24 protein-coding genes and 1 tRNA gene are annotated in these 19,413 nt (G+C 46.9%); 11 read left to right on the plus strand and 14 right to left on the minus strand.

The features are described 5' to 3' along the window. Nucleotides 1–99 precede the first annotated feature (99 nt). A complete protein-coding gene (locus ACJJIY_RS20060) occupies nucleotides 100–1,299 on the plus strand; it encodes a CaiB/BaiF CoA transferase family protein (RefSeq protein ID WP_444896646.1) in 1,200 nt (399 codons plus the stop codon). Nucleotides 1,300–1,304: 5 nt separating this feature from the next. On the opposite strand, the gene ACJJIY_RS20065 is transcribed toward ACJJIY_RS20060, so the two are convergent. From ACJJIY_RS20065 to ccmA, 8 genes are all read right to left on the minus strand, one after another. Beyond that, entirely contained in the window at nucleotides 1,305–1,904 is a 600-nt protein-coding gene (locus ACJJIY_RS20065; protein ID WP_445358696.1) for an IMPACT family protein, read from the minus strand. Beyond that, nucleotides 1,867–2,451 carry a DsbE family thiol:disulfide interchange protein gene (locus tag ACJJIY_RS20070; RefSeq protein ID WP_445358697.1) on the minus strand — a complete coding sequence of 195 codons (585 nt, stop codon included), beginning with the start codon at nucleotides 2,449–2,451 and terminating at the stop codon, nucleotides 1,867–1,869. The genes ACJJIY_RS20065 and ACJJIY_RS20070 overlap by 38 nt, the downstream gene beginning before the upstream one ends. Before the next feature lie 15 nt (nucleotides 2,452–2,466). Further along, nucleotides 2,467–4,458, minus strand: coding sequence for a heme lyase CcmF/NrfE family subunit (locus tag ACJJIY_RS20075; protein ID WP_445358698.1), 1,992 nt, complete (start codon nucleotides 4,456–4,458; stop codon nucleotides 2,467–2,469). After that, complete coding sequence (locus tag ACJJIY_RS20080) at nucleotides 4,455–4,904, minus strand: cytochrome c maturation protein CcmE (protein ID WP_445358699.1); 450 nt, start codon at nucleotides 4,902–4,904, stop codon at nucleotides 4,455–4,457. Before ACJJIY_RS20080 ends, ACJJIY_RS20075 begins: the two co-directional genes overlap by 4 nt. Before the next feature lie 87 nt (nucleotides 4,905–4,991). Further along, nucleotides 4,992–5,234, minus strand: a complete 243-nt coding sequence (gene ccmD, locus ACJJIY_RS20085) for a heme exporter protein CcmD (RefSeq protein ID WP_444896642.1) — start codon at nucleotides 5,232–5,234, stop codon at nucleotides 4,992–4,994. A gap of 1 nt (nucleotide 5,235) precedes the next feature. Continuing rightward, entirely contained in the window at nucleotides 5,236–5,979 is a 744-nt protein-coding gene (locus ACJJIY_RS20090; RefSeq protein ID WP_282933518.1) for a heme ABC transporter permease, read from the minus strand. Between the two features lie 14 nt (nucleotides 5,980–5,993). Beyond that, nucleotides 5,994–6,707, minus strand: coding sequence for a heme exporter protein CcmB (gene ccmB, locus ACJJIY_RS20095; RefSeq protein WP_282933519.1), 714 nt, complete (start codon nucleotides 6,705–6,707; stop codon nucleotides 5,994–5,996). Continuing rightward, nucleotides 6,694–7,362: a cytochrome c biogenesis heme-transporting ATPase CcmA gene (gene ccmA / locus ACJJIY_RS20100; RefSeq protein ID WP_444942196.1), complete on the minus strand. Its 669-nt coding sequence runs from the start codon at nucleotides 7,360–7,362 to the stop codon at nucleotides 6,694–6,696. The genes ccmB and ccmA overlap by 14 nt, the downstream gene beginning before the upstream one ends. Nucleotides 7,363–7,666: 304 nt before the next feature. Here ccmA and ACJJIY_RS20105 point away from each other — a divergent pair, with 304 nt between their 5' ends. Next, nucleotides 7,667–8,359: a 2OG-Fe(II) oxygenase gene (locus ACJJIY_RS20105; RefSeq protein ID WP_413665103.1), complete on the plus strand. Its 693-nt coding sequence runs from the start codon at nucleotides 7,667–7,669 to the stop codon at nucleotides 8,357–8,359. A gap of 338 nt (nucleotides 8,360–8,697) precedes the next feature. Here ACJJIY_RS20105 and ACJJIY_RS20110 read toward each other — a convergent pair whose 3' ends face one another. Beyond that, nucleotides 8,698–8,877: a PA3496 family putative envelope integrity protein gene (locus ACJJIY_RS20110; protein ID WP_108735213.1), complete on the minus strand. Its 180-nt coding sequence runs from the start codon at nucleotides 8,875–8,877 to the stop codon at nucleotides 8,698–8,700. A 410-nt stretch (nucleotides 8,878–9,287) separates the two neighbouring features. Here ACJJIY_RS20110 and ACJJIY_RS20115 point away from each other — a divergent pair. Beyond that, nucleotides 9,288–9,363: transfer RNA gene (locus ACJJIY_RS20115), tRNA-Arg, on the plus strand. A 301-nt stretch (nucleotides 9,364–9,664) separates the two neighbouring features. On the opposite strand, the gene hdeA is transcribed toward ACJJIY_RS20115, so the two are convergent. The 3 genes from hdeA to ACJJIY_RS20130 all read right to left on the minus strand — a co-directional run bounded on the left by hdeA (nucleotide 9,665) and on the right by ACJJIY_RS20130 (nucleotide 11,992). Further along, complete coding sequence (gene hdeA, locus ACJJIY_RS20120) at nucleotides 9,665–10,093, minus strand: acid-activated periplasmic chaperone HdeA (RefSeq protein ID WP_445358700.1); 429 nt, start codon at nucleotides 10,091–10,093, stop codon at nucleotides 9,665–9,667. A gap of 338 nt (nucleotides 10,094–10,431) precedes the next feature. Further along, the gene (locus tag ACJJIY_RS20125) at nucleotides 10,432–11,112 is read right to left on the minus strand and encodes a hypothetical protein (protein WP_445358701.1); all 681 of its coding nucleotides are present in this window, start codon (nucleotides 11,110–11,112) and stop codon (nucleotides 10,432–10,434) included. A gap of 379 nt (nucleotides 11,113–11,491) precedes the next feature. Then, complete coding sequence (locus tag ACJJIY_RS20130; RefSeq protein WP_445358702.1) at nucleotides 11,492–11,992, minus strand: HNH endonuclease family protein; 501 nt, start codon at nucleotides 11,990–11,992, stop codon at nucleotides 11,492–11,494. A 266-nt stretch (nucleotides 11,993–12,258) separates the two neighbouring features. Here ACJJIY_RS20130 and ACJJIY_RS20135 point away from each other — a divergent pair, with 266 nt between their 5' ends. From ACJJIY_RS20135 to ACJJIY_RS20145, 3 genes are all read left to right on the plus strand, one after another. Next, nucleotides 12,259–12,567 carry a hypothetical protein gene (locus tag ACJJIY_RS20135; RefSeq protein WP_444927328.1) on the plus strand — a complete coding sequence of 103 codons (309 nt, stop codon included), beginning with the start codon at nucleotides 12,259–12,261 and terminating at the stop codon, nucleotides 12,565–12,567. A gap of 128 nt (nucleotides 12,568–12,695) precedes the next feature. Then, on the plus strand, nucleotides 12,696–13,277 hold the full coding sequence (locus tag ACJJIY_RS20140; RefSeq protein ID WP_445358703.1) for an HD domain-containing protein: 582 nt from the start codon (nucleotides 12,696–12,698) through the stop codon (nucleotides 13,275–13,277). A gap of 724 nt (nucleotides 13,278–14,001) precedes the next feature. Then, complete coding sequence (locus tag ACJJIY_RS20145) at nucleotides 14,002–14,514, plus strand: hypothetical protein (RefSeq protein WP_445358704.1); 513 nt, start codon at nucleotides 14,002–14,004, stop codon at nucleotides 14,512–14,514. On the opposite strand, the gene ACJJIY_RS20150 is transcribed toward ACJJIY_RS20145, so the two are convergent. Continuing rightward, nucleotides 14,511–15,673 (minus strand): IS3 family transposase gene (locus ACJJIY_RS20150; RefSeq protein ID WP_444897071.1). Its coding sequence is split into 2 segments (ribosomal slippage): nucleotides 14,511–15,415 and nucleotides 15,415–15,673, totalling 1,164 coding nucleotides; the frame shifts between segments, so codons are not numbered across the junction. The genes ACJJIY_RS20145 and ACJJIY_RS20150 overlap by 4 nt on opposite strands. A gap of 117 nt (nucleotides 15,674–15,790) precedes the next feature. Between ACJJIY_RS20150 and ACJJIY_RS20155 the strand changes: the two genes are divergently transcribed. The 3 genes from ACJJIY_RS20155 (at nucleotide 15,791) to ACJJIY_RS20165 (ending at nucleotide 17,415) form a co-directional block, all read left to right on the plus strand. Beyond that, the gene (locus ACJJIY_RS20155) at nucleotides 15,791–16,138 is read left to right on the plus strand and encodes a CPBP family intramembrane glutamic endopeptidase (RefSeq protein WP_445358705.1); all 348 of its coding nucleotides are present in this window, start codon (nucleotides 15,791–15,793) and stop codon (nucleotides 16,136–16,138) included. A gap of 88 nt (nucleotides 16,139–16,226) precedes the next feature. Continuing rightward, nucleotides 16,227–16,724, plus strand: a complete 498-nt coding sequence (locus tag ACJJIY_RS20160) for a T6SS immunity protein Tdi1 domain-containing protein (RefSeq protein ID WP_444896635.1) — start codon at nucleotides 16,227–16,229, stop codon at nucleotides 16,722–16,724. Nucleotides 16,725–16,797: 73 nt separating this feature from the next. Next, nucleotides 16,798–17,415, plus strand: a complete 618-nt coding sequence (locus ACJJIY_RS20165; RefSeq protein WP_444896634.1) for a LysE family translocator — start codon at nucleotides 16,798–16,800, stop codon at nucleotides 17,413–17,415. Here ACJJIY_RS20165 and ACJJIY_RS20170 read toward each other — a convergent pair. Then, nucleotides 17,380–17,547: a hypothetical protein gene (locus ACJJIY_RS20170; protein WP_444896633.1), complete on the minus strand. Its 168-nt coding sequence runs from the start codon at nucleotides 17,545–17,547 to the stop codon at nucleotides 17,380–17,382. The genes ACJJIY_RS20165 and ACJJIY_RS20170 overlap by 36 nt on opposite strands. 203 nt (nucleotides 17,548–17,750) lie before the next feature. Here ACJJIY_RS20170 and ACJJIY_RS20175 point away from each other — a divergent pair, with 203 nt between their 5' ends. Next, nucleotides 17,751–18,380 (plus strand): HAD-IA family hydrolase, encoded by a 630-nt coding sequence (locus ACJJIY_RS20175; RefSeq protein WP_444896632.1) that lies wholly within the window; start codon nucleotides 17,751–17,753, stop codon nucleotides 18,378–18,380. A gap of 273 nt (nucleotides 18,381–18,653) precedes the next feature. Next, nucleotides 18,654–19,169 (plus strand): hypothetical protein, encoded by a 516-nt coding sequence (locus ACJJIY_RS20180; RefSeq protein ID WP_444896631.1) that lies wholly within the window; start codon nucleotides 18,654–18,656, stop codon nucleotides 19,167–19,169. Nucleotides 19,170–19,413 lie beyond the last annotated feature (244 nt).

Raw genomic sequence — 19,413 nt, forward strand, 5'->3', positions numbered from 1 at the left:
CGACTATTCCCAATATCTACCAGCCAATCCCATCGAATTTACAACTCCTGCTCTATGCTGAGGAATACGGCGTATCTATATTTAGTGGATTATTCCGACATGTTACCTCTCTCAGGATTGCGGATTGTGGCGGTGGAACAATATGGTGCAGGCCCTTTTGGCACCTTATACCTGGCAAATCTTGGAGCGGAAATCATCAAGGTCGAAGATATCTCCCACGGGGGGGATGTAGGCCGTACCGTAGGCCCTTACTTCTTGGAGAATGAACCTGGGGATAATAGCAGCCTTTTTTTTCAGGCTTTCAATCACAACAAACGCAGTTTATCCCTCAACCTGTCCTCTCCCCAAGGGCAGGAAATCTTGCACAAATTAATTCTTAGTGCAGATGCACTGACCGACAATCTACGGGGAGACGTACCGGGCAAGCTGGGTATTACTTACAAAAAACTGGGAAAGCTGAACCCCAAGATCGTTTGCGCCCACCTGACTGCCTACGGCCGCAGTGGCGATAGGGCCAAGTGGCCGGGATATGATTACCCCGTGCAGGCAGAGGCAGGCTATTTCAAGCTAACTGGTGAACCTGACAGTCCACCTGCCCGGTGCGGCCTGTCCCTGGTGGATTTATCCACCGGGGTAGCTCTCGCGTTGGCCGTTGTTTCTGGTGTACTTAATGCCAGGGAAACTGGCAAGGGGCGAGATATCGATGTCAGCCTTTTTGATAACGCTTTATACAATTTAAGTTATGTGGCTATGTGGCAATTAAATGCAGGGCACAACCAAAAGCGGGTGCCACGATCAGCACACTTTTCCCTGAGCCCTTGTCAACTTTATAAAACAAAGGACGACTGGATTTACCTGATGTGCAATAAGGAAAAGTTCTGGAAATCCCTGTGTCAATGTATTGAACATCCGGAATTAGCTGACGCACCCAAGTTTGTAAATTTCAGGGAGCGCAGGAAAAACCAATCGGAGTTAACCGAAATACTGGATGAGATACTGTCAAAAAAAGATACCGTAGAGTGGCTAAAAATTTTAGCTGGTCAGGTGCCAGCCGCACCGGTATATGACGTTGAGCAGGCGCTAACAAACCCCTTTGTTTCCGATACCGACCGCATCCAAACAATACCCGGTGATCACGGCAAGGATATTAAAATACTGGCACCGTCAATTCGCTGTGATGGAGAGATGGTTAATTTCAAGCGGGCACCTACCCTGGGAGAAGACACCAAGGATATCCTGGCTGAGCTTGGCTATTCCGGGGCTGAGATAGCCAAGCTCGCCAAATACGGCATCATTTGAAAGAACTATTGATCATCGAGAAGCTGAAAGCCCTCTGCCAATAGTTGCACCTGCAATTGCGACCACTGATCCTGTGGGAGTGAAATTGGCACGGTGACATCACTGGCATATTCCGCCTGCCCACAACTCCCCTGGTGACGCCCTACCAAAAAGCGCAGGCGAGCTTCCTGGGCAAAATCACAGCAAACCGAAACATGCATTAGGAGAACAAAGGGCTGCAACGGAATATCTTGCAGCGCGGCACCTACCGCACCGCGATAGGCGCGCATCAAGCCACCCACCCCAAGCTTGGTACCACCAAAATAGCGGGTCACTATAGCGCCCACATTACCGACACCCTGTTTCAACAGCAATTCCAGCATTGGTCGCCCCGCGCTACCACCGGGCTCGCCGTCGTCATCTGCTAGCATTACTTCCGGGTTGGAAGGATTGCCGATTACCAGCGCGGTACAGTGGTGGCTTGCATCGGGATATTGAGCGCGGACAGTATCCAGCTGTTGCTGAAAAGCCGCTTTATTCTCAACTGGCCCCAGCCAACAAATAAAACGGCTCTTCTTTTCTTCTGTCTCACTGACAACGGGAGATGAGGGAATCTGATAACTCACCGACAATATCGTCCCAGCGCTGGTTTTTTAATTTTTCATACAAAGGCTGGAGCTTGGTCTGCCAGACCTTATTGTCGACAACGCCAACGTGCTTGCAGCGAATAGTCCCCTCGGAATCCACCAGGAAAGTTTCCGGCGCACCGAAAACACCGAGGTCCAGAGCCAAACGGCCATCTCTATCGGCGATGCTATACAAATAGGGATTGTGGAATTTCTCCAACCACTTGATTGCTGCCTCATCCTCATCTTTGAGGTTAACGCCAACGATCGGCACACCCTGCTCAGCCAGAGCATTCAAATAGGGGTGCTCTACCCGGCAAGCTACACACCAAGTGGCCCACACATTCATCAAATGCGGGCCATTGGGAAGATCTTTCTTCTCTACAATTTGGCTGTTATCCGCCACTTTTTGCAAAGAGAATTCCGGCACAGGTTTATTCAGCAGGGCCGATGGCATTTCCTGTGGATTCAGGTAGAGGCCCCGCCAAAATAACAGGGCCAGCACGACAAATATTACCAGGGGCAAAAAGAGTTTGAGTCTAGACATTATCCTTTCCAACTATTACGCCGCAGCAACATTGCCTGTAACTTCTACATCTACAGGTTTAGCGGCTTTCGCTTTGCGATAGCGCTTATCCGCTACAGCAATAGCTCCACCGATCGCCATCAAAAGCGAGCCCAGCCAAATCCATACCACAAAGGCTTTGTACTGAAGTCGCACAGCCCAATCACCGCTTGGGTTAGACCTGTCCATCGGCTCACCGAGGGCCACATAAATATCGCGGAAGAGTCCGGTATCGATCGCCGCCTCTGTCATGGTGTTGCCACCAGACAGGTAATTGCGTTTCTGGGGATGCAGCTCTGCAACCGGCTTCCCGTCCTTGCTGACATGCAATACACCTTCAAAGGCTCGGTAATTAGGCCCCTGAACCATACGAACACCGTCAAATTTGAAGTCGTAACCGGAAACCTGGAAACTGTCCCCAGCACCCATACGCACATCTTCCTCAATGCTGTAAACGGTGGTCAGTACTACCCCCAACACCGAAACTGCCAGGCCGATATGTGCGATATGCATACCGTAGTAACTGGCTCTCTGACGCTTAAGGCCGGCAAAGAATGAGCTGGAGTTGCGGGTTTTAGCCACGATATCAGCGATGCTGGAAGCAAAGACCCAGATACCAATAAAGATTCCCAGCGCCGCTCCCCAGTGGAAGTCTCCCAGGGCCAGGGTCCACAGCAACGCAACTACCAACGAAGCGACAAATGGCAAACGCCATGCGCTCAGCAGTTTGTCCCAGCGGCTGTCTTTCCAGTTGGCGCGCACGCCCATACCCACCAACAGGCAGAGAACAACCATCAGTGGCACGAAGAAAAGATTAAAGAAGGGCGGACCCACACTCACCTTGCCCCAGTTCATGGCGTCGGCCAGCAGCGGGTAAAGAGTGCCGGTCAAAACCATGCCCATAATCAGCATCAACAGGATGTTATTGCCAAGCAGGAAGGTTTCCAAAGAGCGGAAAGAGAAAACACTGCGTGCGCTGACTGTCGGTGCGCGCAGGGCGAACAACAGCAGCGAAGTGCCGACAATTACAGCCAGGAAGCCCAGAATAAAGCTGCCTCGCAGTGGGTCGGTAGCAAATGCATGTACCGAGGTAATCACCCCTGAGCGCACCAGGAAGGTGCCGAGCAGGCTGAGACTGAAAGCGAAAATCGCCAGCAGGATAGTCCAGCTCTTAAACAGCCCACGCTTCTCAGTTACCGCCAAGGAGTGCATCAAGGCAGTCCCCACCAACCAAGGCATCAGGGATGCATTCTCAACCGGGTCCCAGAACCACCAGCCACCCCAGCCCAGCTCGTAATAAGCCCACCAGCTACCCAGGGCAATACCCAAGGTCAGGAAGCCCCAAGCCACAGCCGTCCAGGGTCTTGCCCAACGGGCCCACACCGCATCCAACTGGCCACCGAGCAGTGCCGCAATGGCAAAAGCAAAGGCAACCGAGAAACCCACATACCCCATATAAAGCAAGGGCGGATGGAAAATCATACCCGGGTCCTGCAACAGCGGGTTCAGGTCAGAACCTTCCATCGGTGGGAATGGCAGGGTGCGATCAAATGGGTTGGAGGTAAGCAAAATAAACAGGAAAAACCCGATCAGTACAAAACCGAGTACGGATAAAACCCGCGCGGAAAGCGCTGGGGGCAGCTGCTTACCAAACAGCGCTACTGCCGCAGCCCAACCAGCCTGAATCAAAAGCCACAACAGGATGGAGCCCTCATGCCCACCCCATACAGCGGTAACTTTGTAATAAACCGGCAGGATACTGTTGGAGTTCTGTGCTACGTAATTAACCGTGAAATCACTTTGCACAAAAGAAGTGGTCAGGCAGGCAAAAGCGATCAGAACGAACGCAAAAATACCCAGAGCCAGCGGACGCCCCGCATCCATCCACACAGGGCGCGATGAATAGCTACCGGCCATCGGTACTACCGCGAGAGCAACCGAAAGCAGCAAGCCGACAATTAACGCAAAATGGCCCAGCTCAGGGATCATATTTTCGCTCCATCGGAACAACCTTCATGGGAAACCATGGTGTCGGCTACTTCAGGTGGCGTATAAGTTTCATCGTGCTTGGCCAGAACCTGGTCCGCACGCAGAACACCGCTTGGCATCAACTGGCCGGTAATCACTGCTGCTTCGCCTTCGGCAAATAGATCCGGCAGGATTTTGTCAAAGACTACGGAGAGTTGAGCCTCGCCATCGGTAATCACAAACTGCACATCAAGGCTATCAGTAGCTCGCTGCACACTGCCCGGGACAACACAGCCTCCCGCGCGAATCCGCTTTTCCATCGGGACTTCACCCGCTGCAAAGGCCTTGGGGGCATAGAAATAATCGATATTGCCACGCATCGCATAGGCTACAAAACCTACTGCTGCACTGGACAATACCACCAGGACAAGTACGAGTATCAGGCGTTGCTTGCGTACAGGGTGCATTGTCTAAGTCCTACTCCATAACTATTTAATTCTGTTGCGCTGATAGGTTCTCCATCGCCCTATCCGCTGGAACCCGGCAAATTGAAATTAAGCCGGTTCCTCTGCTATTTCTTTCTTCGTGGTTACTGTGCGCTCACTCACTGCCTGGCGGCGGCGCTGGGCAATTTTCTGCTGTCGCACCAGCTCTGCCTTCAGGCCGCGGCGGGCGATGTAAGGGTAGAGAGCCATCCCCGCGAGACTCAGGAAAGTCACCGCGTAGGACACCCACACAAATACACCGTGGCCGTCCATCGTTAGGAAATCAGCCAGGTTGGCAAATTGAAACTCCACTTTATCGACCTCCCGCCAGTTCTTCCTGTACCCACTTGGTGCGCATCTCGCGCTTGAGCAGCAGAGTGCGGGTGTGAGTCAGCAGGGTCCAGGCATACATACAGTAGAAACCGATAATCATGGTCAGCAGCGGGTAGAACATACTCGGATCAATACTGCTGGATTCGGTCAGGCGAATGGTCGCGGGCTGGTGCAAGGTAAACCACCAGTCTACGGACTTGTAAATAATTGGGATATTAACGGTGCCCACCAGGGCCAGCAACGCAGAAGCTTTGTCGGCGACTTGTTCCCGGTTCACTGCGTGGGTAAGTGCCATAACGCCGACATAGAGAAACAGGAGTATCAGCATCGAAGTAATGCGGGCATCCCATACCCAGTAAGCACCCCAGGTAGGTTTACCCCACACAGCACCGGTAAATAGCGAGACAAAGGTCAATACCGCACCGATCGGCGCGGCAGCGCGCATCACGGCAAAGGAGAGCTTCATCTTCCAGATCAAGCCGATCGCACCGCTGATCGCCATAATGTAGTAACCGGCCAGAGCCAGGAAGGCGGCGGGTACATGGATAAAGATAATGCGGTAACTATTGCCCTGCTTAGCATCTTCTGGGGCAAAACCTAGGCCCCAAACACTGCCTACAGCGAGCAATACAACACTAGCCAGCGCCAGCCATGGCAGCCAGGCTTCAGTTTTTTGATAGAACCAGCGGGGCGAACCCAGGCGGTGAAACCATTGCCAAGCCAAGAAAGACCTCCAAATCAATTATCCAGGCTAATACGTATTGCACCCGCAGCAGCGAGTGGCGCCAGTGCCGCAGCAGCCGCTAGGAGTGCTGCCAATATCGCCAGTTGGGCGCTGTAGGCATAGCCATCAATTGCCGCCTGTACTGCGCCGGTGCCGAAGATTAGCACGGGCACATACAGCGGCATAACAATTAGTGCCAAGAGCAAACCGGGGCGGCGCAAGGCAACAGTGAGTGCCGCGCCAATGGCCCCGATCAAACTCAAACTCGCAGTTCCCAGCAATAGGGAAACCAGCAAACAAACATAACCATCCACGGGCAGATTCAGCATTAAGGCGAGCAGCGGCGACAGCAATGCCAGCGGCAAGCCTGTGGCAATCCAGTGCACCAGGGATTTGGCAAGAACCGCAAAATAAAGCGGTTGTGGTAACAGGGTGAGCTGCTCCAGGGTGCCATCTTCGAAATCACCTTTAAAAAGGCTTTCCTGGGATAGCATGGTGGACAGTAGGGCCATTACCCAGATCATGCCCGGAGCCATCTTTGCCAGAAGTTCGGGCTCAGGTCCTACCCCTAACGGCAAAAGTGCTAAAACTGTCACAAAAAATAATAAGGGGTTGGCAATATCTGCTCGTTTTCTCAACGCCAAGAGCATTTCAATCCGGAACAGCGCCATAAAACCGGGGCCACTGCGCACTTCGCTCACCGGCGTTTGGACATCAACTGTCGACATGCTCTCCCCCAAAATCCTCAAAAGGCTCAGAGACTGAATAGTCAGACAAATTAACCTCACTGAGTCCGGCTAATGACAGAGGTTGGTGTGAGGTCAGCAGAATTGAACCACCGCTATATAGATGGACCGCCATTTGCTCTTCCAATGCAGCAACACCCACAACGTCGAGCGCGGTCAGTGGCTCATCGAGTATCCACAATCGAGGGGAATCAGGTAGAAATAATCGCGCTAGGGCAACCCGGCGATTCTGGCCGGCGGAAAGGGAGTGACACAAGCTGTCCTCAAAGCCGGTCAGGTCGACTTTATCGAGCGCATTGAGCGCGTCCTCATGGTCAGCACCATACCAGGTGAGGTTTTCCAGCGGAGTCAGGCCACTGCGCACTCCGCCCCTGTGCCCGATATATAGTAAGGACTCACGCATCGCCGAGAGCGATTGCGGGTAGGCGGTATCACACCAAAGGATCTCTCCAGTGAAATCACTGCTACTGCCAATCAAAGTGCGCAGCAAGGTCGTTTTACCCGCGCCATTACTACCTTTGATTTGAATTGCAGCGCCGGCTTGAAGAGAAAACTGAAGGCCCTCAAACAAGCGCCGACCATCCCTTTCGCAGGCGAGATCTCTCACTTGCAGCACAACTTGGGACTTAGGGGTCACAGACATTCCAGGATAAAACCGCTCTGACAAATCTGAACGGCATTATACCGGCACCAGCGCTAATTGCATTGTCTCAGCGAACAACATTTTAGCAACCCTTGATCTTTCGCAAGAATGCCCACTGATTCACACTGAAAAGCGCTATTTAAATTGGCACTGAATTGTAGTTTTGGTATTTTCACACCGTCGTGAGATTCAGTACCTGTTTCTCGCTGTACCCTCAAGGAAGTGGGTAATCTCAGAAGTCGACATAAAGCTGGACCCCCAAAAGGGCCAATTCTTCTGCTCGTAAGGATGCGTGTCTATGAACAATCTCGCCACCCATATCGATCCCTGGCTCGACGCTACTACTTTAATTGGCCAAGAAAGCCAGATTCACCAACAGCCATTTCCTTTCTTCGTTGCCAAGAACTTGCTGGCCGAGAACCTGATGGCATCCTTTATCAAAGACTTCCCAAAGCTTAAAGGGGCCGGCTACCTTCCCTACGATAGAAGCAGTTGTGGCACCACAATAAATGAACTGATTGAACAGTTTAGGGCTCCGGAATTTGCCGATGCTATTGGCAACAACCTGGGTATTGAGAATCTTTCTCAATACCCGACCTATGTTTCCATTAGCCGTACACTCAAGAAACGCCACGGCCGCATCCATACCGACGGACAGTCAAAAATTGCTACCGCCCTGCTCTACCTAAACCCGGAGTGGTCCTTGGACGGCACAGGCTGCCTGCGCTTTTTAAAAAGCGGCGATAACTTTGAAGATACCGCAGCCCCAGAGGTAAAACCTTCATACGGTACCCTGGCCGCATTTAAGCGAGCCGATAACTCGTTCCATGGACACTTGCCTTTCGAGGGTAAAAGATTGGTTATCCAGGTAGCCTGGTTAGTCAGCGATGCTGACAAAAACAGAAAGGCCAAGCGCGGCAAATTAGCTTCAAAACTCAAGCGCCTGCTGGGCTGGTTTGGAGGCAACTCTGCAGCCACACAAAATATGTAGCTACAGCCAACTCAATACCTCCGATAGAGCCCGCATCCCTTACGGGCTCTGTACATACATACCTTCTTCCCTATCTCCGTAGCACCCATTGCGAAAATAATAAACCTAACAACTTTAATTAGTGGAAAATACAATACAGGGAAACAGAGCCCAACAATTTAAAAACACAGAGAAGAGCCAGGGGAAAATAGAGGTGACTTGGGCAGGAAAGGCAAATTTTCAATAAAATCTATTAACTACGCAGAGTACAGTTTAAGCAACCCTATTTTAGATTACTTTTATTTATTATCTGCACCCTGCATAGCTGGCCGTAGCCGTTAAAGTTTCAGCTTATTTCGTTAGTCGAAATCATAGTCCATTAATTCACGCCTTAAACGCTTTTCCTCCAATTTGTCTTCTACCATTCGACGTGCGTCGCGTGGTGGCTGAGAGGTAGCTTCCTTCAGCACTTCAGTTGCAATTTGTGGAATACCCACATTATCAAAATCTAGGCGTCTTTCGTTAACGTGGCCGCTCATACGAAACTCCATAATCTTGATTAGAGAAAGCAGAAATATCCTTATCGCACCAAGGGTGCAATTGCAGGTTATCCAGCTCAATCAATCGTGGTCAAGCAATAATTTATCAAGTGGAAATACGGCTTTTACGTCAAAACTTTCCAGCTGATCCCCGAACAAAGCTATCCGCAAAAACCGCCATTTCGAAGTCAAAGTAGCGAAGAAAAAAGACAGATTTATGAAGGTTTTTCGAAAATTTTAAGAAAAGGGAACGACGGGAATAGCAGTAACCGAGTGGCGCCAATGTTACCCTCAGTGACACAGCAACTTGGTACGATTTGATGGAAGGTGAGTTAATGGTGAAAAGCATGACATGACACAGGGCTTTCCACAGGCTAGAATAGCGCCGCTCTTCAGCAGTGCTGACACCCGCCCCCGTCGGTTAACAGGATAAACCACGGACCTCCTAAGTCCGGACTGGTGGTTCGAGTCCACCCGGGGGCGCCATACATATCAAGGCAAATTAGCAAACGACTGCCTTTGCCGAATGCATAAACAACGCCAGGAATAACCCAGCCAACAGCACCCCACCCCAGAAGAGCCTGGTAGAACGGCTAATTGTTCTCCCGCGCCTGGCTTCGTTTCTTACAGTCTTTCCCATATCACAAATCCATTTGCCTACTTTTCGTCCATTCACCATAAATACTAACCGAAACCATTTCGCTGGTGAATCTCCATCTCAGGATAGACAAAGCCCGGCACAAGCCGGGCCCAGAACAATAGCAATGCAAGTATTGACGAATAGCGCCTACTGGTTAGTCCCGTTTGTGCCATTGCCACCATTACTATTGTTCATCTGAGTGCCATCCTGCATTTTTTTCTGCATCTTCATCATCTGCTTTTCAGCTTTGTCCTTCTTGTGGTGCATCCCCACCTTGTGCCACTCATCTTTGAACTTAGCCCAGAAAGATTCTTTTGGCGCTTTGGTGCAGGCGGTAATCACCATCGGCGTCACTTTTTCTGTGCCTTCAATATCCAGCATATCCCCCTCTTCCGTGCCTTTCTTGGCGTAGGCGGCAGCCCAATAAACTGCTTTAGGTTTAAACTCATCGTCGATAGCCAGGAAATCCGCACAGGTCCAGTCTTTCGCCGGCTTCTTGGGATGGTTATCCGCGAAGGCAGCAGAAGCAGCAAGACTGGCAATTACCAAAGGAAGAATGAACTGCTTACTTTTCACAATTAGATCTCCAAAATATCCAGGGTTATCACCCCGTGAATCAATTGCAGGTAATGTGCAATCCGCTCGCTACCCGCGGGCCGGGGAGGACTGGCCGGCAAGTCACTAAAATGACTGCAACAAACAGCGAGGCAAAAAGTAGCCCCGGATTCACCAGCCTTACGACAGCGGAAACGCAAGCCAAGACACTGAATCAACGAATGCTTGGCCCATTGAAAGGATAGACGCATTTTTCATTTTTTGGAAAAAATCAGAAACACTTTCTTACCCTCTTACATACAAACTTTATTGTTCTGACATATTCCATGTGAAGAAGCAGGCTTTACCGATATACACCTTTAGCTATTAGCGCTCGGAATAGAGTTTGCTGCCTCCCATTTTTGACTGTGCCTACCCAGCCTTAGCAAAGAGAAACCTAACCAAAAAAACCAGACTATTTGGGAAATTCCGAATATTTCTGTAAAGATATCGTCCGGATAGATAGTCGCAATTCCCGCCACTCCCACTAACACTCCGATAAAGTTTAATGGCCGGGAAAAAAGTCCAATTTGCAATGCAGCAATGCTAATTAGCAGAACCCAAAGTCCCCCCACCAACTCATTGCCACCACCAAGACTCTCAACCATCAAGTATATTATTCCCCAGGTATCGAAAGCCTTCTGAACACTGACCTCCATAAGCCCCAAAGCATAGGCGAGCCCTATATTTGCGATCATACCGCTCGCTATGACAAGGCCCACCCAGACTGCTCCAAACAAGGATGCCAATGCAGCAATCCCCCTCCTCTTACTTTTTAGCTTTTCATATAAGTTAACTACCACACAGCCCAGTAATATCGCAAAGACCAAGTACATTAGGGTATAGGCAATATTAAAAATCAGTTGATTTTCTGCCAAGAACGTCATTTTTTCTATGGGGCTCCCATCTGATGGAAAAGACCAAAAAGCACCAAAGAATACAAAAGCACTAATATAAATTAACCCCATGCCAAACGCCGAGATACCCGCAACTCTATCCATAGCTCTCCCCTATCATCTTTTAACTCAACTCAATGCCCGTAAATATCGCTTCAATTATGTAACCCAAGGAAGCCAAATTCGTAACACTCCACCCTATCTAAGCGGCAAGTAATCGCAGAAATGAATATCCAGCAACAGAAGAAAATCACAGTGCTTTAACTGAAGTGTACATTAATGCCATTTCTGACTAACGTTCATACCAGGACCTGTAGGTTAGGTGGATAGCTAAATATCACTATTGCCAACTAACCCGAAGGAGATAATAGGATGGGGAGCAAGGAGTGAAGGACCTAAATAATCCGGAGATCAGTAATTTCCATTAGGAGCCGATTTACTTAAAAATCAGCTCAATGTCAGCTCTAACGGTAGAGTGTCGTATTCAGTCGCCAAGCCGATACTTACGGGCCACAACCTCAAACTGACGAATATAAATGGCTTGGGCTGGCTTATAGGGCGGCAGCCACTGATCGGGCCCTTTATCTCCCTTACTGCGATTGTGGCCATCATCAACCAGCCACAAATTTGCAGGGTCTTCTGCAAAAGCTCTGCGCTGCTCCTGGCTCCAGCTAGCACCACCGTACTTATGAGCCCAAGATAGCGGTACTATATGCTCCACATCCAGATCCGAGGCTTTTTCAAAAAACTGTCCCGTATAGGGGTCCATCCACAGGCCTGTAACCACTGTACAGCTCTTCTCATTGCTGAAGGCAACAGGGGCCAAAGAGAGACGGATCAATAGCTCCTGGCGAGTATTCTGGCAATCACCATCGGCATCAGACCACCGTGGCAACCACTCATTGCGATCATAAGATTGAGGGGTTACTTCATAACACCCGCTGAGGGTCAACATGGACACTATTAATAAAGACTTGAGTCGCATAAAGCTAAACTGCGGCTAATTACTGCTGGGGGAGCATTTTGATTGTAGTTTAAGGGCGCGTCAACAAGCACTTTTCTTAACACAAAATTTATTCGAGGATATAAGTAATAATCGAACCTGACAGAGATACGGGTTATTTAGCATGTGCAAACCTGTAGTAGTAAAAATATACAAATAGCGACAATTTATCGATACTGTATATACTTAAACCAATAAAATTCGTTAGCAGAACAATTCAATACTTCTCAGCAACAATAGGGAAATGCATGAAAACAATAACAACTTTAATCGTAGGATTTTTCCTTGGGGTAGGTTCCACTACCATCTTCCTTAGCTTTCGAGATTCCGGTACATCTGAAGTCTGGACTTTAACAAAATCGCTACAGACTAACGAAGGCATGATAATCCCAAGTGGTACACATTTTATAGTACATAAATACATGCCTGAAGGCTATGTATCCCTAGATCTTAACGTGAATGTAGAAGGAGTGATTCTAAAAAAATTTCACAAAAAAACTATAAATAAAAATCACTTCAGATCTCCTGTGTGGGCTGAAGAAGCAGTAAACAATTGAATCAGCATCAGCCAAAGGGAAACTGTGGCGCACCATATAATATCTTTATATCAAAGCCTAAAAATACTCCAACAAAGACTTATATAATTCAGTTTCAATAGAAGACCCTACGTGAGAAGCGAAGTAGAATGAGTGATATTGAAAAAATCATAGAATTTGTTATCGAAATTGAGAAGCTTAAAGCTGTCCTGAGGCAGACAAAGCCAGTCGGTATAAATCGTTACGAGAACTCAGCAGAGCATAGCTGGCATGTCTCCTTAATCGCACTTATGCTCAAAGACTACGCCAATGAACGTATTGATATTAGCCACGTTGTTAAGATGCTATTGATACATGACCTGGGTGAAATTGGAGCAGGTGATCAAATTGTGTATCAACCACTCACCGACGAGCAACAATCAAGTGAGACCCAAAGTCTAGCGCAAACACTATCGATATTACCGGACAAGCTCTCAGCTGAATTTATAGCTTTATGGGAGGAATTTGAGGAAGGCGTTTCACCTGATGCTAAGTTTGCAAAAGCGATTGATAGAGTACCTCCACTACTACATAACATTTATGGTAACGGCCATAGCTGGCAGAAACACAATATTTCCAAGGAGCAGGTTTTCACTGTCAACTCAGAAAAAATAGCAGGTGGCAGTCATAAATTGTGGTCTACTATAGAGAAAAAGCTCCATGAAGCAATTGAGAGTGGAGCTTTAAAGTGATCAGAAGGCATCCTTAAACTTGTATACAGTAATGCTACGAGTAGAACGCACTACTCTAACAGTGAGATAATTATAAAACTTTACATCTAGCTGGTACAGAGGTGCATATTAAATTAAAAATAGCAAGCACCTGAAATTATACCTTTAAGAAGGGTTTAACTTTTTACTACTTCTACTGTACTTACATCCCCTCAATTTCACCACCCCCTTAAACAAAGATCAAGCATAGCTGGTAGGATATATATTCTCATTCAAAAGTTGACTTCCACATGAAAAATAATACCTACCCAGTAAGCGGTTGTTAACAAAGACACTTCGAGCTGCGCCTCGAACTACCAAACAAAATAGGCCCACCTAAAGCTAGACTCTTTAAACCTACAAAGATTGATCAATATCTCTGGATATCTCACAAGGGATACCGTTAATCGAATCTACAAAAGATGCAATGTGTCGTCTGGTAGACTTAAAGCAGCCAAGCCAAATAAAAGGTCAATAGGTATGAGTTCGAAAAGCAGTTAATAAGCTATTCCTTCTACATTTAGAATAGATAATTTAGAGAGTGAAAAATTCACCTAGCCTCAATAACAGTACTCTGCAGGGCAACCTTCAAAACCTTACGCCTCTTGTAATCCCTACTCATTAACAGTACAAGAAATATCCTATTTCGCACATAGACATACTACAGATTAGCCATTTTCAAGATAACACGGAGTTAACGATCTAGATGAAAGAATCGCTGAGTTCGCTCAAAATTATCGCTGTTTTTTTAATTCTCACAGCGAGCCTCTACCCTATCGGATACTGGCTAATTTTTCACATGGAAAGCGCAGTACCCTTAATGCTTTCTGTTGGGCTTGCCACGGTCACAACATGCTTGATATTCAAGAAGAGCCTGGACTCCTTAGGATGGTCTTGGGGAAGCTGGAGATATCAGTGGTTAAGCTACTTGGTACCCTTGGGTTATGTAGCAGCTGCCTACCTCATTATGTGGATCTTAGGTTTCGGGGAGTGGTATAACTCAGAATACGTTACGGCACTAAGAGAAGGGTATAAAGTAGATGGCTGGAGTGATACCAGTGTAATCCTCTTTAGATTCTTAATTACTGCAAGTATCAGCTTTTTATTGATACTGCCTGGAGTTTTAGGAGAGGAGATTGGATGGCGTGGATTGCTTGTACCTGAGCTCTCAAAGCTTATGTCCTTTGATCCTACCCACCAACAACGGACACACCACTAAGCGACTAGTTGTTCCTCAAACGCCTCAGGGCTGAGATAGCCATTGGCGCTGTGTAAGCGATTTCGATTGTAGTCTATTTCTATATACTCAAATACGGTTTCCCGCATGAGGCACCTTGTAGGAAAGCGGTTACCATGGATTACTTCTACCTTAAGTGAGTGGAAGAACGTTTCTGCGCAGGCGTTATCATAGCAGTTACCTTTGGCGCTCATGCTGCACCGCAGATCATAAGCTGTAATTAAAGATTGATAATCTTTAGAGCAATATTGGCTTCCCCTGTCAGTATGCACGATAACATTTGTAGGTTTCTTACGTCGCCATAAAGCCATTTGAAGGGCGTCACAGACCAATGTAGCTGTCATCGTTTCTGACATCGCCCAACCAATAACCAGCCGACTATATAGGTCTATCACTACAGCCAGATATAACCAACCCTCTTCTGTTCGTAGGTAGGTAATATCCCCGACCCATTTCTGATTCGGCGCTTCAGTATTGAAGTTCTGCTCGAGCAGATTTGGGGCCACTGGCAGACCATGTTTTGAGTAGGTTGTGGCTTTATATCTCTTGGCGGCTTTAGCCCGTAGGCCCTGTCGACGCATGCTGGCAGCAACTGTTTTTTGATTATATTTACTCCCCTCACTGGCCAATTCCCTCGTCAGGCGAGGGGCGCCACTACGTTCTTTACTGGCTATAAAGCGCTGCTGTACCAAACCATCAAGCTCCATTTGGTACTGCTGGCGCTTGGATTGATCGGCCGATCTTGACACCCAATCGTAAAACCCACTGCGAGATACGCTCAATACCTTAGCCATCGCTTTGATGCTGAACTTATGCCTGTGCTTTAGCATGAAGGCGTACCTCATTTCAGGCTCTTTGCAAAGTACGCTGCGGCCTTTTTTAAGATCGCCAGCTCCTCTGCCTGCTCAGCCAGCTGCCGCTTAAGGCGAGCATTCTCTGTGGCCAGCTCTCTCTCGGCATCCCCTCGGCTCTGATGTAACTTAGCCTTGCTTCGCCATCCGTAAATCTGGGAAGGATGTAACCCAAGCTGTTTAGCGGCAACGCTTACCCCTACCTTGACCGCCAGTGCTAGGGCATCTTTTCTATATTCCTCTGAGTATTTTTTACGAGTGGTTTTGGTTGATTTACTTGATCGTGTCATAGGGCACCTCTGCTGCGTAGTTTATCGCTTAAGAGAGTGTCCGTCTTTGGTGGGTAGGATCACTTCTCAGGGATCGCACTAACCTCTGGGTTTATATGGGCCGCCTGGCATTGGCCCATGATAGTAGCAGGTGTCTACGGGAATGAAACAGCCCCCCTCAGCTATCAGTTGTTTTTCTTTACGCTAGGCTTAATGTCAATGTCAGTAATCATGACTTACGTAAGATTAAAGACTAACAGTGTTTGGCCTGCCGTTATTTTCCACATGAGCCACAATGCATTTATTCAAAAATTCTTCAATCCATTGACCCTACAAAGCACAGATTCAGGTTGGTATCTCAATGAATTTGGTATGGTTTTACCTGTAGTTATTTTTTGTATCAGCATTTATTTCTGGAGAAAGGGCCAACAAGAGTTCGGCTCCGCTCAATCTGCAAGCGAACTGCTGTCTCCACAAAAATCTTGACGTAGCGCCATAGATGTGTGACAGAGGCTTGGATTAAGAACAATCATGAGTTTTGGGCAATTTTACCGCAGGCATATAGAAATACATTATGGATAATGAAGTAGATATTTTTGCTCCAGTTACTGATCTAGGAAAAAGAGATGCCCTTGAATGCTGGAGATGGCTAGTTGGCAAAAAGGCCTCCATGTGTCTTCTGACCTCCATGGGGGATTTATTCTTCAAAAGGAAGGAAGGCCTACTGAACAAGGAACGTGTATATTTCCTAGATACTGGCACAGGAGAAATGGAACTTGCCGCTAAATCCTGGAATGCATTCCGAGAGATGATGGCAGCAATGAAAGATATTCCGGGCCACTGGTTTAAATATAGATTATTACTTGAGTTAGTGGAGCAACCATTAACTCAAGGTTGTTGCTATTCACCAATCCAACCACCGATAATGGGCGGGGAGTACATTACAGAAAATTATCAATCTATATCTTGGGAAGTCCATCTAGATCTGTTAGGACAGATACATGAGCAACTCAGCGGCCTTCCCCCAGGAACACCAATAACTAGTGTAAGCTTAAAAATTGAAGAAGATTGAGAGGCCACCATTCAAAAGGGTTATCCCTAAATCCAGCATTTAAAACTATAATTTCATGTCAGGACTTGTCCTTATGATAAGCATTGAGTTTTTGATTACCTCTTTTATCGTTGTGTTGATACCGGGAACGGGAATTCTATATACAGTTGCTGTGGGGCTATTCAAGGGTAAAAGGGCAAGTATTTCTGCAGCGTTAGGTTGCACACTAGGCATCATCCCCTCTATCCTTGCTTGCATCATGGGGCTGTCCGTAATCATTCATACCAGTGCATTAGCATTCCAGTTTGTAAAATATGCAGGAGTCGCATACTTATTGTACCTAGCTTGGTCAATGCTTAAATCTAGCAACTCCCTGACTCTAGAAGAAAATCAAAAGAAACAGAGTTTAACCTCAATTGCTTTCAAGGGATTCATGATTAATATCCTGAACCCAAAGCTAACCATCTTCTTCCTGGCATTCTTACCCCAGTTTATTCCCTCTCAATTACAGAACCCTTTAGATAGTATGCTGATTCTTGGACTTGCCTTCATGGCTATGACCTTTCTGGTTTTCATTGTTTATGGCTTACTAGCAACAGTCATTCGAAATTATGTTATTCACTCTGAAAAAATTAGCGTTATCATTCAACGAGCCTTTGCTGGTAGCTTCGCAGCTTTAGGGCTCAAACTCGCCTTTACGAGCAGAGATTAACATGTCTTTAACTTGGGTTATTATTGGTTCATTTCTCCAGCTATCATTTTCCAGCCTTCTTTTTATGATGGCTGCACTTGCTGTAGGCGGCATTAATAATAAAAGAAACTTATCAAAGATCTCATCATTCATACTTGCGGCCTCCCCGTATTTCTTACCCTCAGTTAGCGCACTTGCTACCGGCATTGTTATATACCAATACAACCTCGGAGGGGGCGCCTCCCCTTATTAGTGGCACTTCATGTCTATTGCGGCGGCGGCTTTATCTATCATTTATATAAACTTACTATCGAAAAAATTGCGCAACATGAAAAAAATCAATACGAGCTTCGTCCGTGAGTAAATGCCTATTTTTTGATAACGACGGCACCTTAGTCGATAGCGAACATCTCTCCAGTATTGGCTTAGCTATGATGTTCGAAAATTACGGAGTAAAACTAGATGCTGATGAATTGGTCATAAAATTCAGAGGTTGGAAACTGGCAAGTATTCTATCCCTATTAGAAGAAGAGAATAATATCAAACTGAAAAGCAATTTTGTTGCAGCTTATCGCGATATAGTCACAAAAATCTTTACCAGAGAGTTAAAACCTGTTGAAGGTGTAGCAGACGCTCTTGAGGCACTTGATGGTGAGAAAGCGGTAGTATCTAGCGGCCCCCTGCAAAAAATCAAGCATGCATTAGATATATGCGGGCTATCTAAGTATTTCGGAAATAATTTATTCAGTTCATATGAAGTAGGCATATGGAAGCCTGATCCAGGCATATACCTACATGCTGCAAAAAGTATGGGCTACCATCCTGAGAACTGCTCCGCTATAGATGATGGGCCAGTGGGAGTTCAGGCCGGTATAGAAGCAGGCATGAAAACTTACTTTTTTAATCGTCTTAACGAGGAATCTAATACAGTTGGTGTAGTGTCCTTTCAAGCGATGAGAGAGTTACCAAAACTAATAGGTAACTAATCCCCCAAGAACACTATACCTTTAGTTTATTAACATCATTCAAGCTCATGCTACAACCGGTCATCATGGGCGGCAGAGAAAAGATGGTTCCCGACAAGCAATATCTATTTGGCTCTTTGCCCATGGGAGATACAATTTAGCCATTAACAGTAGTGCAAAATATAGACAGAAAACCTATCATTCCATGTCTAATAGGATGTCGGTTTCACACGATACCTTCAGCACTACCCCTTGTACCCATCCTCACAAAACCTATATCTGGCTACAGTAAGAATGTTCTCAAAGTTATTTAAAAAGAGTAAACCACGAGTCTATCTGGATAAAATGATTGTCGTCTCACAGAATGAATTTAGCAAGATTGGTGCTTGGGGGGCTTTTAAGGGCGGAGATTTAGAGGCGGGCATTCGTCATAGGCTGGTAGAAATTTTCTCCTTACCACATATATCGAGTCGAATAGAACCTAAATCCAATGATTTAGCACTAGAGGTTGTAGTCTTAAAAGTAAGAGGGGGTGAGTTTGACACCGCATACTTTGGAGAATTTGGTGCAATGCCTGTATTCTGGCGGCCAAAGATTGAAGTCGCAGCTAGACTCTATTACGCCGACTCCAATAAAACACACTCCTCTTATAGGGCTCGAGAGAAAATGCCATGGAGAGAATATTTTTCAGGAGTATTCAGCCTAAGAGGGATGCTCAAATATAGGCCTGTTTTTGGAGCAAAAGAGCTAGAACCTATTCTCTATAGAGCATGTGAAAAACTGCTTGCCAGTATGGTGAAGTCAGTATGAAATACCGTAAATTTAGGCAATCCGCTACTACTTACGGACTTATTTTTTCCTGCGATAGAGATATCACAGCCCTAAGATAGGATATTAAAGTAACCAGGACTTTTGAGAGCTATCGAGAGGGTGATTTTTAAGTATAGCCAGATTTGCAGATAAGCTATTAGACTGAAAGGGCTTATCAAACCCATACCCTTTCAAATTTGATAATAATATAAAAAACACACTTGGACTGGCCTTGAAGTAACAA

This window comes from Microbulbifer maximicatervae (SeqCode) (assembly GCF_052468155.1).